This is a genomic window from Microbacterium sp. Beta (genome assembly GCF_005502545.1).
GTDB classification, from domain to species: domain Bacteria; phylum Actinomycetota; class Actinomycetes; order Actinomycetales; family Microbacteriaceae; genus Microbacterium; species Microbacterium oxydans.
The window spans coordinates 47,176-66,976 of sequence record NZ_SCOG01000019.1 but is presented as its reverse complement, the minus strand read 5'-3'; the positions used below and the strand labels follow the sequence as shown (position 1 = coordinate 66,976).

Annotated in this window: 25 protein-coding genes, 2 tRNA genes and 1 pseudogene; 5 read left to right on the top strand and 23 right to left on the bottom strand. The window is 67.1% G+C overall.

What is annotated here, in order from left to right:
* Positions 1-166: 166 nt before the first annotated feature.
* The 4 genes from FFS56_RS15780 to sigK all read right to left on the bottom strand — a co-directional run bounded on the left by FFS56_RS15780 (position 167) and on the right by sigK (position 3,288).
* A complete protein-coding gene (locus FFS56_RS15780; protein WP_046746475.1) occupies positions 167-1,051 on the bottom strand; it encodes an aminodeoxychorismate lyase in 885 nt (294 codons plus the stop codon).
* Positions 1,052-1,256: 205 nt separating this feature from the next.
* The gene (locus tag FFS56_RS15775; protein ID WP_046746474.1) at positions 1,257-1,886 is read right to left on the bottom strand and encodes a hypothetical protein; all 630 of its coding nucleotides are present in this window, start codon (positions 1,884-1,886) and stop codon (positions 1,257-1,259) included.
* Between the two features lie 29 nt (positions 1,887-1,915).
* Positions 1,916-2,704: an anti-sigma factor gene (locus FFS56_RS15770; protein ID WP_127012522.1), complete on the bottom strand. Its 789-nt coding sequence runs from the start codon at positions 2,702-2,704 to the stop codon at positions 1,916-1,918.
* Positions 2,701-3,288, bottom strand: coding sequence for an ECF RNA polymerase sigma factor SigK (gene sigK, locus FFS56_RS15765; protein ID WP_045262427.1), 588 nt, complete (start codon positions 3,286-3,288; stop codon positions 2,701-2,703). The genes FFS56_RS15770 and sigK overlap by 4 nt, the downstream gene beginning before the upstream one ends.
* A gap of 174 nt (positions 3,289-3,462) precedes the next feature.
* Here sigK and FFS56_RS15760 point away from each other — a divergent pair, with 174 nt between their 5' ends.
* The 3 genes from FFS56_RS15760 to FFS56_RS15750 all read left to right on the top strand — a co-directional run bounded on the left by FFS56_RS15760 (position 3,463) and on the right by FFS56_RS15750 (position 5,017).
* Complete coding sequence (locus tag FFS56_RS15760) at positions 3,463-4,122, top strand: fasciclin domain-containing protein (protein ID WP_046746471.1); 660 nt, start codon at positions 3,463-3,465, stop codon at positions 4,120-4,122.
* Between the two features lie 136 nt (positions 4,123-4,258).
* A tRNA-Lys gene (locus FFS56_RS15755) sits at positions 4,259-4,331 on the top strand.
* A gap of 140 nt (positions 4,332-4,471) precedes the next feature.
* Complete coding sequence (locus FFS56_RS15750; protein WP_046746470.1) at positions 4,472-5,017, top strand: type 1 glutamine amidotransferase domain-containing protein; 546 nt, start codon at positions 4,472-4,474, stop codon at positions 5,015-5,017.
* An 8-nt stretch (positions 5,018-5,025) separates the two neighbouring features.
* On the opposite strand, the gene FFS56_RS15745 is transcribed toward FFS56_RS15750, so the two are convergent.
* Positions 5,026-5,541 (bottom strand): CGNR zinc finger domain-containing protein, encoded by a 516-nt coding sequence (locus tag FFS56_RS15745; protein ID WP_058632077.1) that lies wholly within the window; start codon positions 5,539-5,541, stop codon positions 5,026-5,028.
* A gap of 25 nt (positions 5,542-5,566) precedes the next feature.
* On the opposite strand from FFS56_RS15745, the gene FFS56_RS15740 reads away from it, so the two are divergent.
* Complete coding sequence (locus FFS56_RS15740) at positions 5,567-5,782, top strand: hypothetical protein (RefSeq protein ID WP_046746468.1); 216 nt, start codon at positions 5,567-5,569, stop codon at positions 5,780-5,782.
* Here FFS56_RS15740 and FFS56_RS20870 read toward each other — a convergent pair.
* From FFS56_RS20870 to FFS56_RS15690, 11 genes and pseudogenes are all read right to left on the bottom strand, one after another.
* On the bottom strand, positions 5,772-5,945 hold the full coding sequence (locus FFS56_RS20870; protein ID WP_233437315.1) for a hypothetical protein: 174 nt from the start codon (positions 5,943-5,945) through the stop codon (positions 5,772-5,774). The genes FFS56_RS15740 and FFS56_RS20870 overlap by 11 nt on opposite strands.
* Positions 5,918-6,304 (bottom strand): DUF1697 domain-containing protein, encoded by a 387-nt coding sequence (locus tag FFS56_RS15735; RefSeq protein WP_233437316.1) that lies wholly within the window; start codon positions 6,302-6,304, stop codon positions 5,918-5,920. Before FFS56_RS15735 ends, FFS56_RS20870 begins: the two co-directional genes overlap by 28 nt.
* On the bottom strand, positions 6,301-6,882 hold the full coding sequence (locus tag FFS56_RS15730; protein WP_046746488.1) for an isochorismatase family protein: 582 nt from the start codon (positions 6,880-6,882) through the stop codon (positions 6,301-6,303). Before FFS56_RS15730 ends, FFS56_RS15735 begins: the two co-directional genes overlap by 4 nt.
* A gap of 67 nt (positions 6,883-6,949) precedes the next feature.
* Positions 6,950-7,022 (bottom strand) — tRNA-Thr (locus tag FFS56_RS15725).
* Positions 7,023-7,091: 69 nt separating this feature from the next.
* Positions 7,092-8,645 carry an alpha/beta hydrolase gene (locus tag FFS56_RS15720; RefSeq protein WP_127012523.1) on the bottom strand — a complete coding sequence of 518 codons (1,554 nt, stop codon included), beginning with the start codon at positions 8,643-8,645 and terminating at the stop codon, positions 7,092-7,094.
* Positions 8,642-9,799, bottom strand: a complete 1,158-nt coding sequence (locus FFS56_RS15715; RefSeq protein WP_127012524.1) for a DNA polymerase III subunit delta' — start codon at positions 9,797-9,799, stop codon at positions 8,642-8,644. Before FFS56_RS15715 ends, FFS56_RS15720 begins: the two co-directional genes overlap by 4 nt.
* Before the next feature lie 59 nt (positions 9,800-9,858).
* A complete protein-coding gene (gene tmk, locus FFS56_RS15710) occupies positions 9,859-10,488 on the bottom strand; it encodes a dTMP kinase (protein ID WP_127012525.1) in 630 nt (209 codons plus the stop codon).
* Positions 10,485-13,331, bottom strand: a complete 2,847-nt coding sequence (gene topA, locus FFS56_RS15705; RefSeq protein ID WP_127012526.1) for a type I DNA topoisomerase — start codon at positions 13,329-13,331, stop codon at positions 10,485-10,487. Before topA ends, tmk begins: the two co-directional genes overlap by 4 nt.
* A gap of 80 nt (positions 13,332-13,411) precedes the next feature.
* Positions 13,412-13,738, bottom strand: coding sequence for a hypothetical protein (locus FFS56_RS15700; RefSeq protein ID WP_058632084.1), 327 nt, complete (start codon positions 13,736-13,738; stop codon positions 13,412-13,414).
* Positions 13,738-14,112, bottom strand: coding sequence for a TadE family type IV pilus minor pilin (locus FFS56_RS15695; RefSeq protein WP_164734106.1), 375 nt, complete (start codon positions 14,110-14,112; stop codon positions 13,738-13,740). Before FFS56_RS15695 ends, FFS56_RS15700 begins: the two co-directional genes overlap by 1 nt.
* 20 nt (positions 14,113-14,132) lie before the next feature.
* Positions 14,133-14,243 (bottom strand): annotated as a pseudogene (locus FFS56_RS15690) (DUF4244 domain-containing protein); the annotation flags it as partial.
* Between the two features lie 23 nt (positions 14,244-14,266).
* On the opposite strand from FFS56_RS15690, the gene FFS56_RS15685 reads away from it, so the two are divergent.
* Positions 14,267-15,826, top strand: a complete 1,560-nt coding sequence (locus tag FFS56_RS15685) for a recombinase family protein (protein ID WP_137772279.1) — start codon at positions 14,267-14,269, stop codon at positions 15,824-15,826.
* A gap of 48 nt (positions 15,827-15,874) precedes the next feature.
* On the opposite strand, the gene FFS56_RS15680 is transcribed toward FFS56_RS15685, so the two are convergent.
* From FFS56_RS15680 to FFS56_RS15650, 7 genes are all read right to left on the bottom strand, one after another.
* Complete coding sequence (locus tag FFS56_RS15680; RefSeq protein ID WP_127012528.1) at positions 15,875-16,531, bottom strand: cation transporter; 657 nt, start codon at positions 16,529-16,531, stop codon at positions 15,875-15,877.
* The gene (locus FFS56_RS15675) at positions 16,528-16,887 is read right to left on the bottom strand and encodes a metalloregulator ArsR/SmtB family transcription factor (protein WP_127012529.1); all 360 of its coding nucleotides are present in this window, start codon (positions 16,885-16,887) and stop codon (positions 16,528-16,530) included. Before FFS56_RS15675 ends, FFS56_RS15680 begins: the two co-directional genes overlap by 4 nt.
* Positions 16,888-17,097: 210 nt before the next feature.
* The gene (locus tag FFS56_RS15670; protein ID WP_127012530.1) at positions 17,098-17,523 is read right to left on the bottom strand and encodes a hypothetical protein; all 426 of its coding nucleotides are present in this window, start codon (positions 17,521-17,523) and stop codon (positions 17,098-17,100) included.
* A gap of 3 nt (positions 17,524-17,526) precedes the next feature.
* The gene (locus tag FFS56_RS15665; protein ID WP_127012531.1) at positions 17,527-17,985 is read right to left on the bottom strand and encodes a hypothetical protein; all 459 of its coding nucleotides are present in this window, start codon (positions 17,983-17,985) and stop codon (positions 17,527-17,529) included.
* A gap of 46 nt (positions 17,986-18,031) precedes the next feature.
* Positions 18,032-18,610 (bottom strand): recombinase family protein, encoded by a 579-nt coding sequence (locus tag FFS56_RS15660; protein ID WP_127012532.1) that lies wholly within the window; start codon positions 18,608-18,610, stop codon positions 18,032-18,034.
* A gap of 491 nt (positions 18,611-19,101) precedes the next feature.
* On the bottom strand, positions 19,102-19,338 hold the full coding sequence (locus FFS56_RS15655) for a hypothetical protein (protein WP_127012533.1): 237 nt from the start codon (positions 19,336-19,338) through the stop codon (positions 19,102-19,104).
* The gene (locus FFS56_RS15650) at positions 19,335-19,796 is read right to left on the bottom strand and encodes a hypothetical protein (RefSeq protein ID WP_127012534.1); all 462 of its coding nucleotides are present in this window, start codon (positions 19,794-19,796) and stop codon (positions 19,335-19,337) included. The genes FFS56_RS15655 and FFS56_RS15650 overlap by 4 nt, the downstream gene beginning before the upstream one ends.
* Positions 19,797-19,801 lie beyond the last annotated feature (5 nt).

Sequence of the window (19,801 nt, the reverse complement as noted above, 5' to 3'; positions counted from 1 at the left end):
CCCGTCCCCCTGCCAGCCCCGTCCTCCTGCCAAAACGGAGACCAGTCGCGAAGGTGATGGCGCGTCGCGCCCAGACACGCCATGCAGCGGACGGGTGGTCTCCGTTCTGGCGTCGCCGTGCGGGCACGGTGGGGCGGCATGGTGAGTGCGCGGTAGGTCGGAGAGGTCAGGTGCGGGGAGAGAGGAGGTAGCGGTTCAGGGCGGCCGTGAGGGTGTGGTCGACCGGGAGAGGCGTGCCGTCGACGGAGGTGATGGCCGTCGCGAGGCGCACGCTCGACACGAGCCACGCAGCATCAGCCCGCGTGAGGTCGGTCGCGGGGATGCGGTCGTAGCCCGTCTCGAAGCCCTGAGCGGCGAGATGCTCGTAGACGCTGAGCTGTGTCGTCCCGTGCAGGATGCCACCGGTCGGGGCCGGTGTCAGGAAGCGGTCTCCGAATCGGAGGATCAGCGAGGCGGTCGGGGCCTCGAGCACGAAGCCGTCGCTCGAGAGGAAGATCGCATCGTCCGCTCCCCGTCGATGCGCCTCACGAAGAGCGGCCATGTTCACGGCGTACGACAGCGTCTTCGCTCCCAGCAGCAGCCACGGAGCCCGCTCTGCGGCGTCCAGGTCGTACCCGCGGTCGAGAGTGACCACCCGCACCCCGTTCTCCCTCACGGCGGTGAAGTCGGCCGCCGGCGCAGCGGTGACCCACGCGGTCGGAGTGGGTCCGTGCTCGACTCCTCGGCTGAGGATGAGCTTGATGACGGACTCGCCCGCGCCGAGCTGTGACGCTGCATGATCGATCGCCTGTCGCCACTGCGCGAGATTCGGCACCGGGAGGTCGCACAGCCGAGCGGAGTGCGCGAGACGCTCCAGGTGCGGAACCACCTCCTGGGCATGTCCATCGATCACGCCGATGGATTCGAAAACACCGTCACCGCGCTGCGTGCTCAGCTCCCCGACGCTGAGCGCGGGCGCAGCGGCGTCCACCTGCGTGAACGTGTCCGCGAAGTCGGAGCGCTGCACGTCGGCAGCCACGGGATCGATCATGAGTGCGAAGCGCCCGGTCATGATCCGAGCCTAGAGGGCGGGAATACCCATCGCCTCATCGCGTTACAATTGAATGGCCGGGCCGCATAACCCCGGGCTCCAATTTTTGCCGCTGCGAGCGGCCTTCCGCCGAGAGGCGTTCTTGCGGCCCGGTCTTTTCATATCCGGCCGGTCTTTTCGTATCCGGGTTCCTCACGCCCTGAGCATCCTGCGCGCTGAGATCGGCTCAGGCGAGGGCGTCCGTGCGCCACAGCACGGCAGCGGCCGCCAGATCCTGGCCGTAGCTGCTGAGGCGAAGGGCCCGGGTGGTCAACTCACTGGCCCGAGCCGGCTCTGTCGGCTCGTAGTCGTCCGCGGTGTGAGTCGCACCTGACGCCTGCACCCGGCAGAACGCCGCGGCGCGGTCGAGCGCGACGGCGAAGTCACCGCGGAACGCCCCGCGCAGGATCGTGTCGATCAGCACGACCAACTCGTCGGGGCTCGCCGGCACAGGCGCCCCGGCGATCACCGCATCCGCAGACGGCAGCTCAACGCGCCCACGGTCGTACAGGAGAGCCGCCGTGTGCGGGTCGCCATGGATCGCGAGCTGCAGGACGTAGAGACGCCACAGCGCGCCGGGCAGCGTGCGCGACGGCGCCTTCGACCAGAGCTCGGCGATCTCGTCGATGCCGTGCTCGGCAGTGAATGCCACCAGGCGTTCCGCACTCGCACCGCTCTCGTCCGCACGGACGCGCGTCAAGAGGGCGGACGCCGTGGCGTGCGCGATACGAGTCTCCTCGGCGGGATCGTGCGCTCCGACGATGTTGTCGAAAGCACTCGTCGGACGACGCACGGGGCGATGGTGCTGCTCGGGCATCCCTTTAGGGTACGCGCGATCGGAGCAGCTCAGGCCGTGGGGATGACGATCACGGGGTCGGTCGTGGGCTGGCCGGTGGGTGATCCGCCTGCCTGCTCGACCGTGACTGCGATCGCGTCGCCCGCCTGCATGTCGCCCGCGAGCAGTGCCGTGGCATCACCGCCGTCGACATCGAAGACACCGGCGGAGACCGGCGCATCGCCGCGCACGAACCACAGCTCGTACGTCTTGCCGTCGCCGGCGCTCGGAAGACCATCCGCCACGAGGACGGCCTTGCCCGCAGAGCCGGACCAGTGCGCGGTCGCGGTTCCGCCACCGTCGAGTTCCACCGTCGCCTGCTGAGCGTCTCCTGAGGCCTCGATCTCCTGCAGAGCGACAACGCTCGCCGGCGGGTTCAGCTGCTGGTTGAGAGCGATCGCTCCGACTCCGACTCCGACCAGCAGGGCGAGGCACGCTGCCAGGGCGAAGATGGTCCGCGTCCAACGGCGCGGCTTCTCGCGTTCGGGCTGACCCTCAGGCGCGGACCCGTTCGATGGCTCGAGCCGAGGCGCATCATCCGAGACCTCGCGATCGGTTCGCTCCTCCCCGTCTTGAGGGATGGTGGCGATCTGGGCGAGCAGGGCGGAACGGATGTGCGCGGGGGGCGTGACGGGCTCCACGGAGTCTGAGAGGAGCGCAGCCGTCGCGATATCCGCATCCACCGTTTCCTCCCCCTCGAGGTGCTCTGCGAGGGCGGCTCGATAGCGACGTTCGTCGTCAGCGGAGAGCGCATGCAGGGCGGCACCTGCCGCGAGCTCCTCGAAGTTCTTCTCGTTCATGCCGTCACCCCCATCGCCGTGCGCAGACGGCTGAGCCCGTCTCGCATCCGTGTCTTGATTGTCCCCAGCGGCGCCCCGACGAGGGCCGCGATCTCGTTCTGACTGTAACCGCCGTAGTAAGCGAGGACGAGTGCTTCCCGCTGCGCTTCCGGAAGCCCCGAAAGCGCCTCGACGACCTTCCCTCCCTCGATCCCCAATTCGACCTGCTCCGCCACACTGTCGTGCGCGATGCCGATGTCTTTGAATCCTGCCCGTACATCCCGGTCGGCGCTCGACTGCGATGCTCGCACTCGATCGACGGCCCGGCGATGAGCGATCGTCATGATCCACGCTCGTCCTTGACCTCTGTTCGGAGCGAAGCGCGAAGCGGATTGCCAGATCTCCAGAAAAACCTCTTGCAGCACCTCTTCGCTCTGAGAGCGGTTGACCAGCACGCGGAGGATGAGACCGAACACGCGAGAGGAGAGGGTGTCGTAGAGAGTCGCGAAGGCAGCCTGATCACCGGACGCGACGCGGACGAGGAGGTCGGCGACAGCATCCTGCGTCGCTCCTTCGTCGGGAACGTCGAAACCATCGATGACCATCTCTCACAGCATGCCGCATCAGAGGCTCTATCGCGCGCAGGCGTCACCTGAATGTGACCGATCGGAGCACCGATCAGAAACTTTTCTCAGATTCGTCCCATCCGATCCGGATGGGGCTCCGAACAGCACTCGACGCCACGGAGAGGCCGTGGCTCAGTTCTGAAGGAGCTCGACATGTTCAGCACCAAGAAGAAGGTCACCGCGGCAATCACCCTCGGCCTGGCGAGCGCGTTCCTGCTCTCCGCCTGTTCCATGGGCAGCGGCAGCACCTCGGACTCGTCGTCCGAGCCGAAGGCACCGGAGACGTCGGAGTCGACGCCGATGGAGATGGACCCGGCCGCCAACCTGGTCGGCCCCGGTTGCGCGGCATACGCCGACGCTGTGCCGGACGGCGCGGGCTCGGTCGCCGGTATGGCTGAGGACCCGGTGGCGGTCGCCGCCTCCAACAACCCGCTGCTGACCACGCTGGTCGCTGCGGTCAGCGGAAAGCTCAACCCCGACGTCGACCTGGTCGACACCCTGAACGGCGGCGAGTTCACCGTCTTCGCTCCGGTGGATGACGCTTTCGCGAAGATCGACCCGGCCACCATCGAGGCTCTCAAGACCGACAGCGCGACGCTGAGCTCGATCCTGACGTACCACGTGGTCCCCGGCCAGATCGAGCCGGCCGACATCGACGGCACGCACACCACGGTGCAGGGTGCTGACCTCGAGGTCACGGGCAGCGGCGATGACCTGATGGTCAACGACGCCAAGGTGATCTGCGGTGGAGTCAAGACCGCGAACGCGACCGTGTACCTCATCGACACGGTTCTGATGCCCCCGGCTTCCTGAGCCTGGGACAGCCGGGTGGGAGGACACCCGGCACGCGTCCTTCTCGGGGCAGGGGGAGGAACCCGGGAAGGAAAGGGGCCGTCGGCGGTGCTGTGTCGCCGACGGCCCCTCGTCGTGCGCACTAGACTTGACGCAGGGGCCTCTAGCTCAGTTGGCAGAGCATCGGACTTTTAATCCGCGGGTCGTGGGTTCGAGCCCCACGGGGCCCACCGCACGTCGTCGTATCCGACCGACGACCTTCCTGTACCACCGGCTCTTCGCATCGGCCACCCCCTTTCGCCTCCGCCTGACCTGAGAGATGGTCGAGTCGTCCCCGAACGGCGGACGACACTCCAGGAAAGGATGAACGATGACCCTCAGCGGCAGCCGCGTGGCATTCCTCGCAACGGACGGATTCGAGGACAGCGAACTCACCAGTCCCTGGGAAGCGGTGACGGCAGAAGGCGCGAGCGCGACCATGATCGCCCCGGACGGCGCAGCCATCACCGGCAAGAACGGGCACGAGCAGGCCGTGGATCTGCACGCGTCGGAGACGACAGCTGATCAATTCGATGCCCTGGTCTTGCCCGGAGGCGTCGTCAATGCGGATCACCTGCGCATGGACAAGGCCTCCATCGAACTGGCGCGGGCTTTCTTCGAGCAGCACAAGCCGGTCGGCGTGATCTGCCACGGCGCCTGGATCCTCATCGAGGCGGGCGTCGTCGATGGGCGGACACTCACCAGCTATCCGAGTCTGACCACCGACCTGCGCAACGCGGGCGCGACGTGGGTCGATGAGGAGGTCGTGGTCGACGAGGGGCTCGTCTCCAGTCGAACCCCCGACGACCTCCCGGCGTTCAACGCGAAGCTGGTCGAGGAGATCGGCGAAGGCAAGCACGCCGGGCAGACCGCCTGACGACAGGGCTAGGCCCGCGCCCGATGCCGACGCACCGCCGCACGGTTGGCGCAGCGCACGGAGCAGAAGCGTTGACGACCGTTGCGCGTCACATCCGCGACGACGTTGGTGCAGGGCGCGGCCTGGCAGCGGCTCAAGCGGTTCATGCCCCGGGTGACCAGGTGCAGCGAGGTGCCGAGGCTGATGATCGCCCTCAGCACGAAGGGCAGCGACGGCACGTCGTCCCGATAGTGCAGGTGCCACCCCTCGCCGTCGTGGTTCGTCAACCGGGGGTAGGCGGCCGCGACGGCGAGTTGCGCGTTGAGGAGCGCTGCTCGCGCGTCGGGGTCGGGCTCATCGACGATGGCGAGCCATTCGTCGATGACGTCCCTGACCCGCTCGTAGTCGCCGGGAGCCGCCGGGAAGGTCATCGTCATCCCCTGCGCGAGTGTGCGCTCCTCGATCCCGGCGCGGTCGGCCGGCCAGTCGTTGGCGAGAGAAGCGGCGAGCAGTACCGCGTATTCACCGTAAGGGTTGAGATGCATAAGACCATTACATCACGCTGGATGCATGACCTCGCAGAGCACTCTTCCCATCCCGCGCATCCACCCGTCGACCGCCCCCCACGAACACGCCTGGACGGTGGAGTCCCGGCACCCGACGAGCGAGGGCATCGTGCTCTACGTGCGATGCACGAGCTGCCGCGTACACCGCGTCGACGTGCAGCCGCACCCTCACACGCCGCCGACGGCGCTGAGCGCGGAACTGCCGGGCGTCATGCCGTGAGCTCGATGAGCTTGCGCGTCGTCCTCAGATTTCGAGCCGTCCCCGCGACGCCCAGCGCACGGTCCAGCACCGCTTTCGTGAGCTTGGTCGAGTGCACGCCGCCCTCACCGTAGTCGATCCACAGATCGTTCCCGATCAGCGCGATGCGCTCCGCCGGGAGCAAGCGGAGCTGCAACGCGTCGATCGCGCCCGCAGAGGGCGCCCCCTCAGGAACATCGCGTGCACGAACTTCTGATCCCCCTCGGGGAACGGCTGCGCGGACTCGGAGGAGAGCAGCTGCGCGTGCGTGCGGTGGATGACGGGCGTGTCGACCCCGAACTCGTCGTGGATGACCACCCGCACAGCTGCACACGCGACGGCGGGATCGTCCGGTGTCGCGCACACGATGTTGCCGCTCGCGATGTACGTGGAGACATCCGACAGGTCGGTTTCGGCCGCGAGCACTTCGCGGAGGCGCGCCATCGGCACGCTGTTACGGCCGCTGACGTTGACCGCCCGCAGCAGCAGGACGCTGCCCCTCACTCGCGGGCGCTCTCGACCAGCTCCGCCCCCGCATGGACGAGTTCGGCGAGGGCTGCCTCGCTGGGCTCCGCCGCGACGCCGGCGACGAGGTCGGTGAGGATACGGACCCGCACCCCGTGAGCGATGGCATCGAGGGCGCTCGCCCGCACGCAATGATCGGTTGCGAGGCCGACCACGTCGGCGGTCGACGCGCCTGCTTCCGCAAGTATCGCGCCGACCGTCTCCCCCGCCTCCGTCCGCCCCTCGAACATCGAGTAAGCCGGTATCCCCTGCCCCTTGCGGACATGGTGCGTGACGGCATCGGTCACGAACAGAGGGTCGTACTCGGCACCCTCGGTCCCCGCGACACAGTGCACAGGCCAGGAGTCGACATAGTCGGGGTCCTCCGCGAAGTGCCCGCCGTTGTCGCCATCGGCATCGTGCCAATCCCTCGACGCGACGATCACGTCGTAGTCGGCCGCGTGGAGGGCAAGGAACTCGGTGACGGCAGCAGCCACCGCATCACCGCCCGCGACGGCAAGGGCGCCGTGCTCGGTGAAATCGTTCTGCACATCGACGATGAGAAGCGCTCTGCTCATGTTTCGAGAGTACGCGGTGAGGAACGGGAAAGGCCCCGTGATGTTCTTCGCATCACGGGGCCTTCGGAGCCGCTTGTCAGAATCGAACTGACGACCTTTTCATTACGAGTGAAATGCTCTGCCGACTGAGCTAAAGCGGCGTGCGACGCGTGAGCGGCGCGATCACCGATATTACCCTGTCTCGCGCTCACTCGCGAATCGAGGCCTCCTCATTCGCAGCGGAGCCCGTCTTCCGGTACGACATCGTCGAGCAGGAACGCCTCGACCGCGTCGTCCACGCAGGCGTTGCCCTTGTTGTATCCGGTGTGCCCCTCGCCGACACGCGTGATGAGAACACCTTCCTCGAGCTGGTTCGCGAGCGACTCCGACCACTCGTAGGGGGTCGCCGGGTCGTTCGTCGTGCCGATCACCAGGATGGGGCCGGCGCCTTCAGCCTTGATCTCACCTCGCGTGCCCGTGGGCGGGTAGGGCCAGACCGAGCAGGAGTCAGGCCCCGCCCAGTAGGGCGCGATCGTGGGCGCGCCCTCGGCGATCTTCGCGTTCGTCGCCGCTTCTGCCGCCGGGTCATCCTCGACCGGGTAGTCCATGCAGTTGTAGGCGCGGAACGCCTCGGTGGAGTTGTCGGTGTAGGTGCCGTTCTCGCGTCCGTTGTAGAAGTCGGCGAGGAACAGTGCCGAGGTCGGGTCGCCCTGCAGTGCCTCATCGAGCGCCTGCGTGAGGTAGCCCCAGCTGTCCTGCGAGTAGAGCGCGGCGATGATGGCGGTCATCAGGGAGTCCGCACCCAACATGCGGCCGTCTCCGCTCTTCAAAGGGGTGCTGTCGACACTCGCCAGCAGCGCCCCCAGATCGGCCATGGCCTCATCCACGCTGCCGTTGAACGGGCACTCCCCCGAGTCGAGGCAGTCCTGCATGTAGGCGCGCAGCGCGGACTCGAACCCGAGCGCCTGCGTCGCGCCGACCTCGAGCCCGGGGACAGCGGGATCGATCGCGCCGTCGAGCACCAGGCGGCCGGCCTTCTCGGGGTACAGCTTCGCGTATGTCGCACCGAGGAACGTGCCGTACGAGTAGCCGAGGTAGTTCAGCTGCTTGTCGCCCAGCAGCGCGCGGATCAGATCCATGTCCCTGGCGGCGTTGACCGTGGTGATGTACGGAAGGATCCCCCCGCTGTTGGCATCGCACGCATCGGCGAACTTCTTGTGCGAGTCGAGCAGCTCGGCCTCCCACTCGGCCGTGCCTCGTGCTGCCGAGGGAATGCCGTACAGGTAGTCGTCCATCTGCGGTGCGTCGTAGCAGGTGACCGCGGTGGAATCTCCGACGCCGCGCGGGTCGAACCCGATCACGTCGAAGTTCTCGATGAGGTCGGCGCCGACCGCGAAGTCGAGGCTGTTCAGGATCAGGTCGACACCGCTGGCCCCCGGACCGCCCGGGTTCGTGAGCAGCGAGCCGACGGGGGTGCCCTCGGCGCGGTGTCGGACGACCGAGAGGGTGATCTCGCCCTTCCCCGGGTCTTCCCAGTCGAGTGGAGCGGCGACATCGGTGCAGTCGAAGCCGACACCGCACTCCGTCCAGGTCAGTTCCTGCGAGTAGAAGGGCAGCAGGTCCTCGGCGACGCCCTCGGTGTCCGGCGCACTCGTCGTCGACGGCCGCGACGACTGCTCGGGAATCATCGCGTACAGACAGCCCGACAGGGCGACGGATGCGGCGGCGAGCCCTGCGATGACCGCGGCGGCGCGGCGCAGGCGGGAAGTCGATCGATTGTTCACGGTTTCCTCCCGCTCGTGATCGTCACGAGCAAGCTCTCCAGGGCGAGCAGCGGGGCGACGTTGCGCTCCAGCGACTGCCGCGTCTCGGCAAGGTGGTCAAGTACGACAAGAGTACGGGTCTCGGGCCAGGCGGAAGCGAGGTCGGACAGCTCGGTGCGCAACTCGCTGTTGATGAGACCTTCGCTCTGCCCGAACTGCAGCATCACGACGTCGCGGTACAGCGACTGAAGGTCGGTGAGCACACGGTCGATCCCGTCGCGCAGGCTCCGCGTGGCCCGCTTCTTCTGATCGTCTTCGAGCGCCGAGAGCTGTGTCCGCAGCGCCGGCGGCACCGCCTGGCCCTCGGCGATGCCGATCGTGCGCAGCAGCGAAGCGCGCTCCTGGGCGTCGCGCTCGGCGGTGAGAGCCTTCGCGTCCTCCGTGGCCGCCTGGATGATCCGTCCGGCGACCTCGACCGCGTCCCCCACTCCTCTGACGCCGAGGACCGAGCGGAGCGTCTCGTCGCGTCGGCGCCTGGCCGCGTCGTCTGTGGCGAGCCGCTGGGCCATGCCGATGTGGCGCTGCGCATGCCGTGCCGCCTGCTCGGCGACGGCCTCATCCACCCCCGTGCGAAGGCTGATGAGCCTGGCCACGTCGGCGACATCGGGCTCCCGCAACCGCAGCGATCGCACGCGCGATCGGATCGTGGGCAGCAGATCGGCCTCGCTCGGCGCACACAGGATCCACACCGTCTGCTCCGGAGGCTCTTCGAGCGCTTTCAGGAGCACGTTGGAGGTGCGCTCGACCATGCGGTCGGCGTCTTCGACGACGATGACCCGATAGCGGCCGGCGGAGGGCGCGAAGTAGGAGCGCTCGACGAGACTGCGAGCCTCGGCGATCGTGATGATGACCTTGTCGGTGCGCAAGGCGGTGACATCCGGATGGGTTCCTGCGAGCACCTGCCGCATGACGGTCTCGTCGTCCGGCCGATCCGCGATGAGTGCGGCTGCGAAGGCGTACGCCAGAGTCGAACGGCCGGAGCCGGGCGGTCCTGTGATCAGCCAGGCGTGCGAGAGCGCCGACGGATCGGCTGCCGCGGCACGGAGCGTGTCGACGGCAGCGTCCTGCCCCCACACATCCGCCCACGGGAAAGGGGCCGGAACGGTCTGGGGCATGCACTCAGCCTAATCGTGGCCACAGACGTCGGAAGCACGGAGAGGTGCCACCGCGCTGGTCAGTCGAGAAGGGCGCCGATTCTCGCCCTGATCTGCTCCGCGATCGCATCCGGGGCCGCTGCGGCGTCGACGACGAGGAACCTGTTCGGCTCGGCTCTCGCAAGGTCGAGGAAGGCGTCGCGGACGCGTCCGTGAAAGTCCGACTGCTCCGCCTCGAGCCGGTCGAACGGCTTGTCGGCGGAGTCCAGCCGAGCCCGCGCCTCACTGGGGGCGAGGTCGAGCAGGATCGTCAGGTCGGGCAGCGCACCCTCGGCGGCCCAGAGCGAGAGGTCGCGGATCTCCGTCCCATCGAGCACCCGACCCGCGCCCTGATACGCCACGGACGAATCGAGGTAGCGATCCTGCAGCACGATGTCGCCCCGACCGAGGGCCGGGCGTACGACGGTGGCGACATGGTGCGCCCGGTCCGCGGCGTACAGCAGAGCCTCCGCGCGCGGTGCGATGTCGCCGCGATGGTGCAGGACGATGTCGCGGATGAGCTGACCGACCTCCGAGCCGCCGGGCTCACGGGTGCGGACGACCGTACGTCCGGCCCCTTCGAGCCAGTCCGCGAGCAGGTTCGACTGTGTGGTCTTGCCCGAGCCGTCGCCGCCCTCGAGAGTGATCCACACCCCGCGGCCTGAGGTCACGAGTCCGCCTTCTCCGCTGCCTTCGCCGCGGCGTTCGCGGCACGCGTCGCGGCGGCCTTCTTCGCCGCCGCCGAACGCGCAGCGGACGTGGCGGCCGTCGTCTTCTTCGCTGCAGGCTTCTTGGCCGGTGCCTTCTTCGCTGCGGGCTTCTTCGCGGGTGCCTTCTTCGCGGGTGCCTTCTTGACGGCACCGCGCTTGGGGGCGGGGCCCTTGGCGCGCTTGTCGGCGAGCATCTGCACCGCGATCTCGAAGGTGATGTCCTCGACCTTCTGCCCACGCGGAATCGTGACGTTCGTCTCGCCGTCGGTCACGTATGCGCCGAAGCGGCCGTCACGGATCCGGATCGGCTTGCCGCTGACCGGGTCGGCCTCGAACTCGGCGAGCGCGCTGGAGGCCCTGCGTCCGGCGCCGTACTTCGGCTGGGAGTAGATCTCCAGCGCCTGCTCGAGCGTCACGTCGAAGATCTGCGACTCCGACTCGAGCGATCGCGAATCGGTGCCCTTCTTCAGGTACGGTCCGAACCGCCCGTTCTGCGCCGTGATCTCATCGCCGGATTCGGGGTCGACGCCCACGACGCGCGGGAGGCTCAGCAGCTGCAGCGCCGTCTCGAGGTCGATCTCGTCGACGGACATCGAACGGAACAGCGACGCGGTGCGCGGCTTGGGAGCCGCTTCCTTCTTCGCGCCCCGCTTCGGCTTCGGCTTGTCGACGACCTCGCCGGTCGCCTCATCGACGGCGGCATCCTCCGACACGGGATCGTTCTCCTGAACGTACGGCCCGAACCGGCCGTCCTTCACGACGATGATCTTGCCGTTCTCGGGATTCTCCCCGAGAACGCGGTCACCGGCGACGGGAGCGTCGATGAGCTCCTGCGCCTTCTCGGCGGTCAGCTCGTCCGGCGCCAGGTCTTCCGGAACGTTGACGATGCGCGGCTTTGCCTCGGGATTCGCCGGGTCGGCCACCTCGAGGTACGGGCCGTACTTGCCGAAGCGCAGCGTGGCGGTGTCGGTGATGCGCGTGGAGTTCAGCGCACGGGCATCGATCTCGCCGAGGTTGTCGACGACCTGGCGCAGCCCGACGTGGGCGTCAGAGCCGAAGTAGAACGACTTGAGCCACTCGACGCGGTTCTGCTCGCCACGGGCGATCGTGTCGAGGTCGTCTTCGAGCGCAGCCGTGAAGTCGTAGTCGACGAGGTCGGCGAAATGCTCTTCGAGCAGACGCACCACGCTGAACGCGAGCCAGGTCGGCACGAGCGCCTGCCCGCGCTTGACCGCGTACCCACGGTCGAGGATCGTCTCGGGGATCGAGGCGAACGTCGACGGACGTCCGATGCCCTTCTCCTCGAGGACCTTCACGAGAGAGGCCTCGGTGTAGCGCGGCTTCGGCGTGGTGCGGTGACCCTTGGCCTCGGCATCCGACACGGCGAGCTGGTCGCCGACCGCGACGGCAGGCAACGACTGGTTCTCCGCGGCGTCGGCATCTCCGCGCTTCTCGTCGCGACCCTCCTCGTACGCCTCCAGGAAGCCCTTGAACGTGTAGACGGTTCCGGATGCCGTGAACTCGGCCTTCCTCTCCCCCGCGTCGACGGCGATGGTGACCGTCGTGGTCTCGTACTTGGCGTCGGACATCTGGCTGGCGACGGTGCGCTTCCAGATGAGGTCGTAGAGGCGCTGCTCATCGCGATCCAGCTCGGATGACAGGGAAGCCGGCGTGCGGAAGTTGTCGCCCGAGGGGCGGATGGCCTCGTGGGCCTCCTGGGCGTTCTTGCTCTTCGACTTGTAGACGCGCGGCTTCAGCGGCACCGCTGCATCGCCGTAGAGCGAGACCGCCTGGCTCCGTGCCGCCTGCACCGCCTGGGTGCTCAGCGACGTGGAGTCAGTACGCATATAGGTGATGTAGCCCTTCTCGTACAGACGCTGGGCTACACCCATGGCCTGCTTGGCTCCCATCGACAGCTTGCGGCCCGCCTCCTGCTGCATCGTGGAGGTCGTGAACGGCGCGTAGGGGCTGCGCGTTCCCGGCTTGGCCTCGACCTTGGTGACGTTCCCGGTGCCGACGGCGTCCACAGCCGCGGCGAGCGCGGTGGCCGCGGCCTCGTCGAGGATGACGACGGCCTTCTTGAGCTTGCCGTCGTCGTCGAAGTCCGAGCCGCGTGCCAGCTGGCCGCCGTCAACGCGGACGAGTCGGATCTTGAACGAGGTACCCGTCGCCGCGGCTGCCGCATCGACGTCCCAGTACTCGGCAGAGGTGAACGCCATGCGCTCGCGCTCGCGGTCGACGATGAGGCGCGTCGCGGCGGACTGCACACGACCGGCCGAGATCCCGGTCTTGACCTTGTACCAGAGCACGGGCGAGACATCCCACCCGTACAGGCGGTCGAGGATGCGGCGGGTCTCCTGCGCGTCGACGAGGTCGTGGTCGAGTTCGCGGGTGTTGCCGACGGCGGCCTGGATCGCGTCCTTGGTGATCTCGTGGAACACCATGCGCTTGACCGGGACCTTGGGCTTGAGGGTCTCCAGCAGGTGCCAGGCGATCGCCTCGCCTTCGCGGTCCTCATCAGTGGCGAGCAGGAGTTCGTCGGCGCTCTTCAGCGCACGCTTGAGCTCGGCGACCGTCTTGGTCTTCCGATCGGAGACGACGTAGTACGGGTCGAACCCGTTGTCGATGTCGATGGAGTACTTCCCGTACGCCTGCTTGTCCGCAGCCGGGATGTCCTTCTTGTCAGCGAGGTCGCGGATGTGGCCGACGGAGCTGAGCACCTCATAGCCGTCGCCGAGGTATCCCTGAATAGACCGCATCTTCGTCGGGGACTCGACGATGACGAGCTTCTTGCCTTCAGCCAAGGGTGCGTCCTTTCTTCGAAGCACACCATACACACCACTGTGTGGGGTCGTTCACAGTGAGCGAGGTCGCGCTGCCGTCGCTATCCCTCGGGTGGCCCGGCACGGGCTCGGGAGACGGCTGCGAGTCCAGCGTACGCCGCCTGCACCTCCACGGTCGCCACGAAGCCCTCGAGGACGCAGCCGGTGAGGGTCGCGCCGGCAGCGAGCGCGACCCTCTCGGCGAGTGCGCAGGGCTGCTCGGATGTGGTCACGGCACCGCTCGCCGCATCGGCAGCGGCGAGCGCCGCAGCATCGGCCGCACCCGCCGCTCGTTGCGCCGTCACGGCCGCACCTCCGACAGCGGCGAGACCCAGGGAAATGGTGGCCGCGACCGCGAGTATGCCAGCCGCCAGCGCCGAACCGGCCATCAGAGTCCTCCCTCGAGTGCGCAGCTCGAGGCCCGCAGCGGCATGCGGATCAGCGCGCCGACGGAGACATCGACGGAGGTGGTGACGCATACGAGGTCGCCCCGGGGCGAGGACGACATCTCCGCCCCTGGCACGGCAGCATGCACCACCCGCTCTGCCGCACCGTGTCCCTCGCCACGTCCGAGAAGACGAGCGGCGTCCGCGGAGGCGTCCTGCAGCGCGACCTGGCGCGACGCCGCTCCGAGCGCCCCTGCCCCGAGAAGGAGCGCGAGCACGACGGCGGGAAGTGCGAGTGCCAGCTCCGCTGCGGCGGATCCGCGCTCGTCCGCATGTCGCGGCGTCGGCGCCGCATCGCCACCGCCAAGCTCGGTCATCGCGCGTCTCCCTGCCCACATCACGACACCGTGAGCGCGCGCCGCACGAGGTCCGTGAGGATGCCGCGGACTTCATCGGAGCGCATGATCACGACGAGGAGCCCGGCGAAGGCGACCGCGGCCACCGTCGCAGGAAACGAGCATAATTAGATGAATGGCACAGGAAAAGGTACGCGCGGCGCTGTACGTCCGGCAGAGCGACCGGGTAGAAGCGGGCATCGAACAACAGATCGAAGTGCTGGAGGACAAGGCCAGCCGAGAGCACTGGATCGTGGCGGACGTGTACAGCGACAACAACACGAGCGCGAGCAAGACTCGGAGGGCGGGCACTGATTGGGCGCGCATGCTCGAAGACATCGATGCAGGGAAGATTGATCTTGTCGTGGCCGTCACTGCGGCACGACTCCTACGCCGTCGAGTAGACGTCATCGAGTTGGCCAAGCCGAAGCGCGATGTACGCGTCGTCACCGTCCGCGACGGTATCGACACCAGCACGATGGGCGGGCGCATCATGCTCGACGTGCTCACCGGCATGGCTGAGGAGGAGATCACCGAGAAGGACGCGCGTGCTGTCCCCTACCGAGCGAAGCGGCGCAGTGCGGGTCATCCACCTTCCGGCCTGGTGCCGTTCGGTTACTCGTGGGTGCCCGCCGACCGGAAAGATCCGGACTGGCGGAACCGCACCCGTTACGTCATCGTGCCAAGCGAGGCCGAGATCGTTCGCTACATGTCTGCGGAGTTGCTCGGCGGGGCCAAACTCGGTGCCATCGTTGCCGCGATGAATGAGATGGGATGGAAGACGCGCGAGGGAGCCCGCTGGACCTCCAGTACAGTCCGGCGCATTCTCATCTCTCCCTTCCATGCGGCCATGCTGCCGCCTGCCATGCCGGAGGGCGTGAAGTACTCGGCGGACCGGTTCGGATGGTCTGAATGCACGCCCGGGGCCTGGGACGCGATCCTGCCGGAGGACGCCGTCATCGCTGCGCGGTCCAAACTGCTGGATGACACGCGGCGCACCCACGACGGAGACACCAGGGCGAAGTGGCTGCTCTCCACCATCGGGCGCTGCGGCGCTTGCGGTGGTCCTCTGCGTATGGCCACCACCAAGACGGTCAACCCAGTGCGCGGGTACCGCTGCACCAAGGGTTGCTTCCAGCGCCCAGCGAGCCTAATCGAGGACTACGTCACTAACGCCGTAGTCGGCGTTCTCAGTGCCCCTGGATTGCTCTCCTGGGTAGATGACGGCGGGCACGACATCGACGCGCTCAGGCTTCGCAGAGAGGCGATAGCGGCACGACGAGCTGAAGCGGAGGCGCTCTACCGCTCGCGCAGGCTGAGCGCCGAAGGCTTTGCCGACGAAGTCGATGAGCTGGATGTTGAGGCTGACGAAGTGGAACGGGATCTCGCGGATGCGCTGAGGTCAAACCCTCTCGCTCAGTTCGTCACCGGCGACGACATCCGCACCATCTGGGACGGGCTCAGCATGGGTCGGCGACGTGCGGTCCTCAGCGCGCTCGTGCACGACGTCCAGGTGCTTCCCGTGGGCAAGGGACGGCGGCTGCGCACGGTCGAGGAGATCGACGGGACGGTCACCCTCGGATGGCGACGAGTCGAGCGTCGCCGGAGCCTGGAGACAGGCCAGGCGACGAGGACACCGAAGGTTGCACAGGAGGCGCAGGACGCCATCGCTGCCGCTCTCAGCGGCCAGGAGTAGGTCGCGGTGATCCAGACCGCACAGAAGGGACTGGATCACCGACGCCAGTCAGTCGTCGTCGCTCTCGCCTGCCAGGTCTTCGAGGACCTCGAACGGCGATTCGACGTCTCCGCGCCACGCCTCGATGCCCTCCCGGATCGCGAGGACGGCCACCACGAGCGCGGCGACAGAGTCGGCCCACCACCAACCGAACAAGGTGTTCAAGATAAGTCCGATGAAGACGGCACCGGACAGGTAGATGCACAGAATGAGCTGCTTGGCATCGGCCATCACGCTCTTGGAGTCCAGCTCTCGCCCTGTGCGCACTTCGAACCACGCGAGCAACGGCATGACAATGAGGCTCAGGGCGGTGATGCCGAGGCCCAGCGGGCTGTGCTCGGGGCCTTCCTGGCTGATGAGGCTCATCACCGCATCCACGGTGACGTAGGCCGCGAGCGCGAAGAAGGCCAGACCGATGACCCGAACGGTCACCTTCTCCCAGCGCTCCGGGTCCTTCCTGGTGAACTGCCACGCGATGGCTGCGGCGGACAGAACCTCGACCACAGAGTCGAGCCCAAACCCGATGAGGGCCGCGGAAGATGCGAGCGTGCCCGCCCAGATCGCGACGATGGCCTCGATGACGTTGTACGAGATCGTGAAGCCCACGATGAACCGCACACGGCGGTGCAGGGTGGTCCGCCGTGCGGCTGTCAGCTCGGCGCTCATGCGCTCTCCTCCGCTCCATAGCAACCGGCCACCGTGCACGACGAATCGACGCACGGAGCGCTCTCGTCAACGGCGAGAGTCACATCGACCAAGGCCACCAGGGCGGCGGTCAGGTGCGGGTCTGCGATCTCGTACCGCGTCTGGCGTCCCTCCGGCTCCGCCACCACGATCCCGCAGTCTCTGAGACAGGTCAGGTGGTTGGAGACGTTGGAGCGGGACAGCTCCAGTGCGCGGGAAAGTTCTGCCGGGTAGCTCGGGGCCTCCAGCAATGACATGAGGATTCTGGATCGCGTCGGATCTGCCATCGCTCGGCCAAGCCGATTCATGACATCGAGTCGAGTAGTAATAGTCAGCACTCGATGACTATACAGTGAGCGCTGTACTGAGTGCCAGTTTGGTCGCCCTTCAAGAGAGCCTGGTAGCCCTACATTGCGGGCAGGCCCACCACTCGCCGCGGTCAGACTGCTGCGGCACCATCGTGGCCACGCACTCGGGGCACCGCGGGCTCATCCCGTCGAAGTCGTCACCCTGGGACATCGGGATGTCCGGATCGATGGGCGGCAGGATCATGCAGTGACACTCGGCAGGATACGGCGGTTTCGGCGGACCTCGTCAGCGTCCACGAACCTCCACACGAGAACGACGTCAGGGCGACTCAGAGAGTACCGCTCGCCGACCAGAACGCCGAGTGAGTCCCCTGCGTAGATCGTCAGCGGGAACTCTTGACGGAACCTCAACAAGCCCGCCTTCTTGGCGGGGTCGGCCTCCACCGCCGTCACGACGACATCGCGCGTCGAGGTGTTGCGAATAGTGAACAGATCGCCGCTGTCGTGCTGGGCGTCGTCCCACGGAGGCGCATCGTCGTCGCGCCTGATCCGTCGCTCAGCTCGGCGTGCACGTAGTTCTCCGAGAATGCCGAAGAGGAGACCGACGAGGCCGATCAGCCACGGAACCCAGTCCCACACCGCTGCGCCGATCTTCTCCCAGTCCATGGGCTACTCGACGGTGAGGTCATCGTGGCGGGGGCCGTAGTCCGGGGGCTCGCCGTTTTCGCCCCCGACCGGCTTGCCGTCCGGACGCTTCAGGGGAACGTGACAGGTCTCGCAGACGATCCAGTCGCCATCTCCACGCGGCACGTGATACCCACGGGTCAGGCACTTTTCGGCATTGGCATCGCTCTTCTCTCGGAAGCCCATAACCATGCTGATCGTCTCGTCGTCTTGGACGAAGTAGCCGCCCTCGCGGCGGACCCACACGCCCGCTAGTTCAAGCTCCGCTGCCGTCAGCGTCGTCTCCGCGGGGATCGCCTCCAGGTAGTCGTCGGAGACGAATCCCGGCACGCCACGCTGGAAACTCTCGATGATCGCGAACGTGTGCAGTTGAAACGCGGGCATGCTCAGCGGGGGAAGCTCGCCCGCTTGGATGAAGTTCTCGTGCTCGTCATCGTCGCTCATACGCTCAGCCTGGCAGATTCCCCCGACCGTAGCGCGAGAAGATCGGCTAGTCGGCCAAGGCTCGGTAGACCGATGCGCGGCTGATGCCAGTCAGCTTCACGATCTCGGCCACCGTCCGTCCCTTGGCCTTGTGCTGCCGAATTTTCCTGACGTTCTCCGCGGTCATTGCCGTAATTGGTCGTCCCGCGATCTGCTCGCCATCCTTGGCGCGGGCCGCACGAGCTGCGCGAGCCTCTGCGACGCGCTCGGCGTTCATCGACCTCTCCCACTCCGCCACATGCGTCATGACCGCCCGCACGAGCTTGCCCGTAGCGCCGCTGAAGTCCTCGCCCGGCTTCAGGCTCTTGACGATGATGCCGCGCTCTTCGAGGTCGGCCAGGGTCGAAAGCACGTGCAGGGCGGAGCGGCCTAGCCGGTCCATGCTCGCGACGGTGATCGTGTCGCCCGGGCGAACTCGGGACAAAAGGTCATCCAGGCCGGGGCGAGACTGCCGTGCGCCGCTGATCCTGTCGCGGAAGATGTCGGCGTCATCAATGCCCGCGCCGAGCAGTGCGTCGATCTGACGGTCGTTGGTCTGCGATGTAGTCGAGACTCTTGCGTAGCCGAAGCTCTTCGAGGTGGTCATGTCTCAACTGTAAACCGTACGGGGTATCTGAGACAAGTAGCAGAGACAGTTTTTGGTCACTGTTTCGAGCCGATCTCATCCTCGAATCTGGTCTTCCGCGGATCGTCTCGAATCCTTGGAATTGAGACACGGCGCTGCACGGCGTCCTGGCTCAGTTCGACTCGATCAAGATCGAGCGTCGCCTCGCAGGGTCGTCTGGATCGTCAACGCGACCGTCTCGCGCGCGACACCGAAGTGCTCCGCCAACTGCTGATGCGTCCATCCACCTCGCCATAGCTGGATCAGCTCACGATCCTGGTCCACGGTGAGGCGGCGGCGTCCTCTAGCGCTTTCCACTCCCTGCCGTCTGAGTACCGAGTGCAGGGTTCGCGGCGCGATGCCAAAGAGATCGGCGACGGACGCGACGCCGTATCCTGCGCTCCGAAGCGTCGCCGCCATTGCTTCACGCTCGGGACTCAGCGCACGCGGCTTCCCAGGACCGCGTGCGGCGGTCACGGTTCCCCACCGAAGAGTGAGCGTGCGTGGTTGGTCTCGACGTTGGACATCGGCGCTTCCAGTACCCGCCCCTGACGCTCGACCAGCCGGACGACGCGCCCTGAGCGTTCATGCACGAGCGTGTAATCGGGGAGAACGAGAACATCAGCGTCTAGGGGCACGCCGGTGGTCATCGTGCCGCCCACGCTGACGACCCGCACTCCGTTGATCGACGGCTCCACGAAGGCGCTCATCGTGCACCCCTTGGGAACCGCCAGGCCACGATGTCCGAAACGAGATCCGCTGAGAGCCCGTGCAGCTCTCGTAGTTCTCCGTCCGCGTTGAGGGTCAGCACATGCAACCGCTTCGCGGAGTCAACCACGTAGATCGTGTCCTTGCCCTTCGAGGAGCTGAAGGCGATGCTCCAGTCCGCGGGAAGGCGAACCCTCGTCCCGTCGATGAACACGGAGATCGTGGTGGTGGATGCGGGGACGCGCGGAGGATCTCCCAGAGTGACGCCCTGCATGTTCGCCAGGTGCGCCTGGATGCGCGGAGTCGGCTTCCGCGGAGGGAACGACATCGTCCGTACCGGGGGTGGCGCGTCCCAGTCGTCCCCGGGTGGCTGCTGGGCTTGCTGCGGGGCGGAGTACGCCTCTGGGTGCGCGACCCACGGAGCACGAGGGTGGATCTTGCGGCCTGCGCGGCTGGTCATGGTGA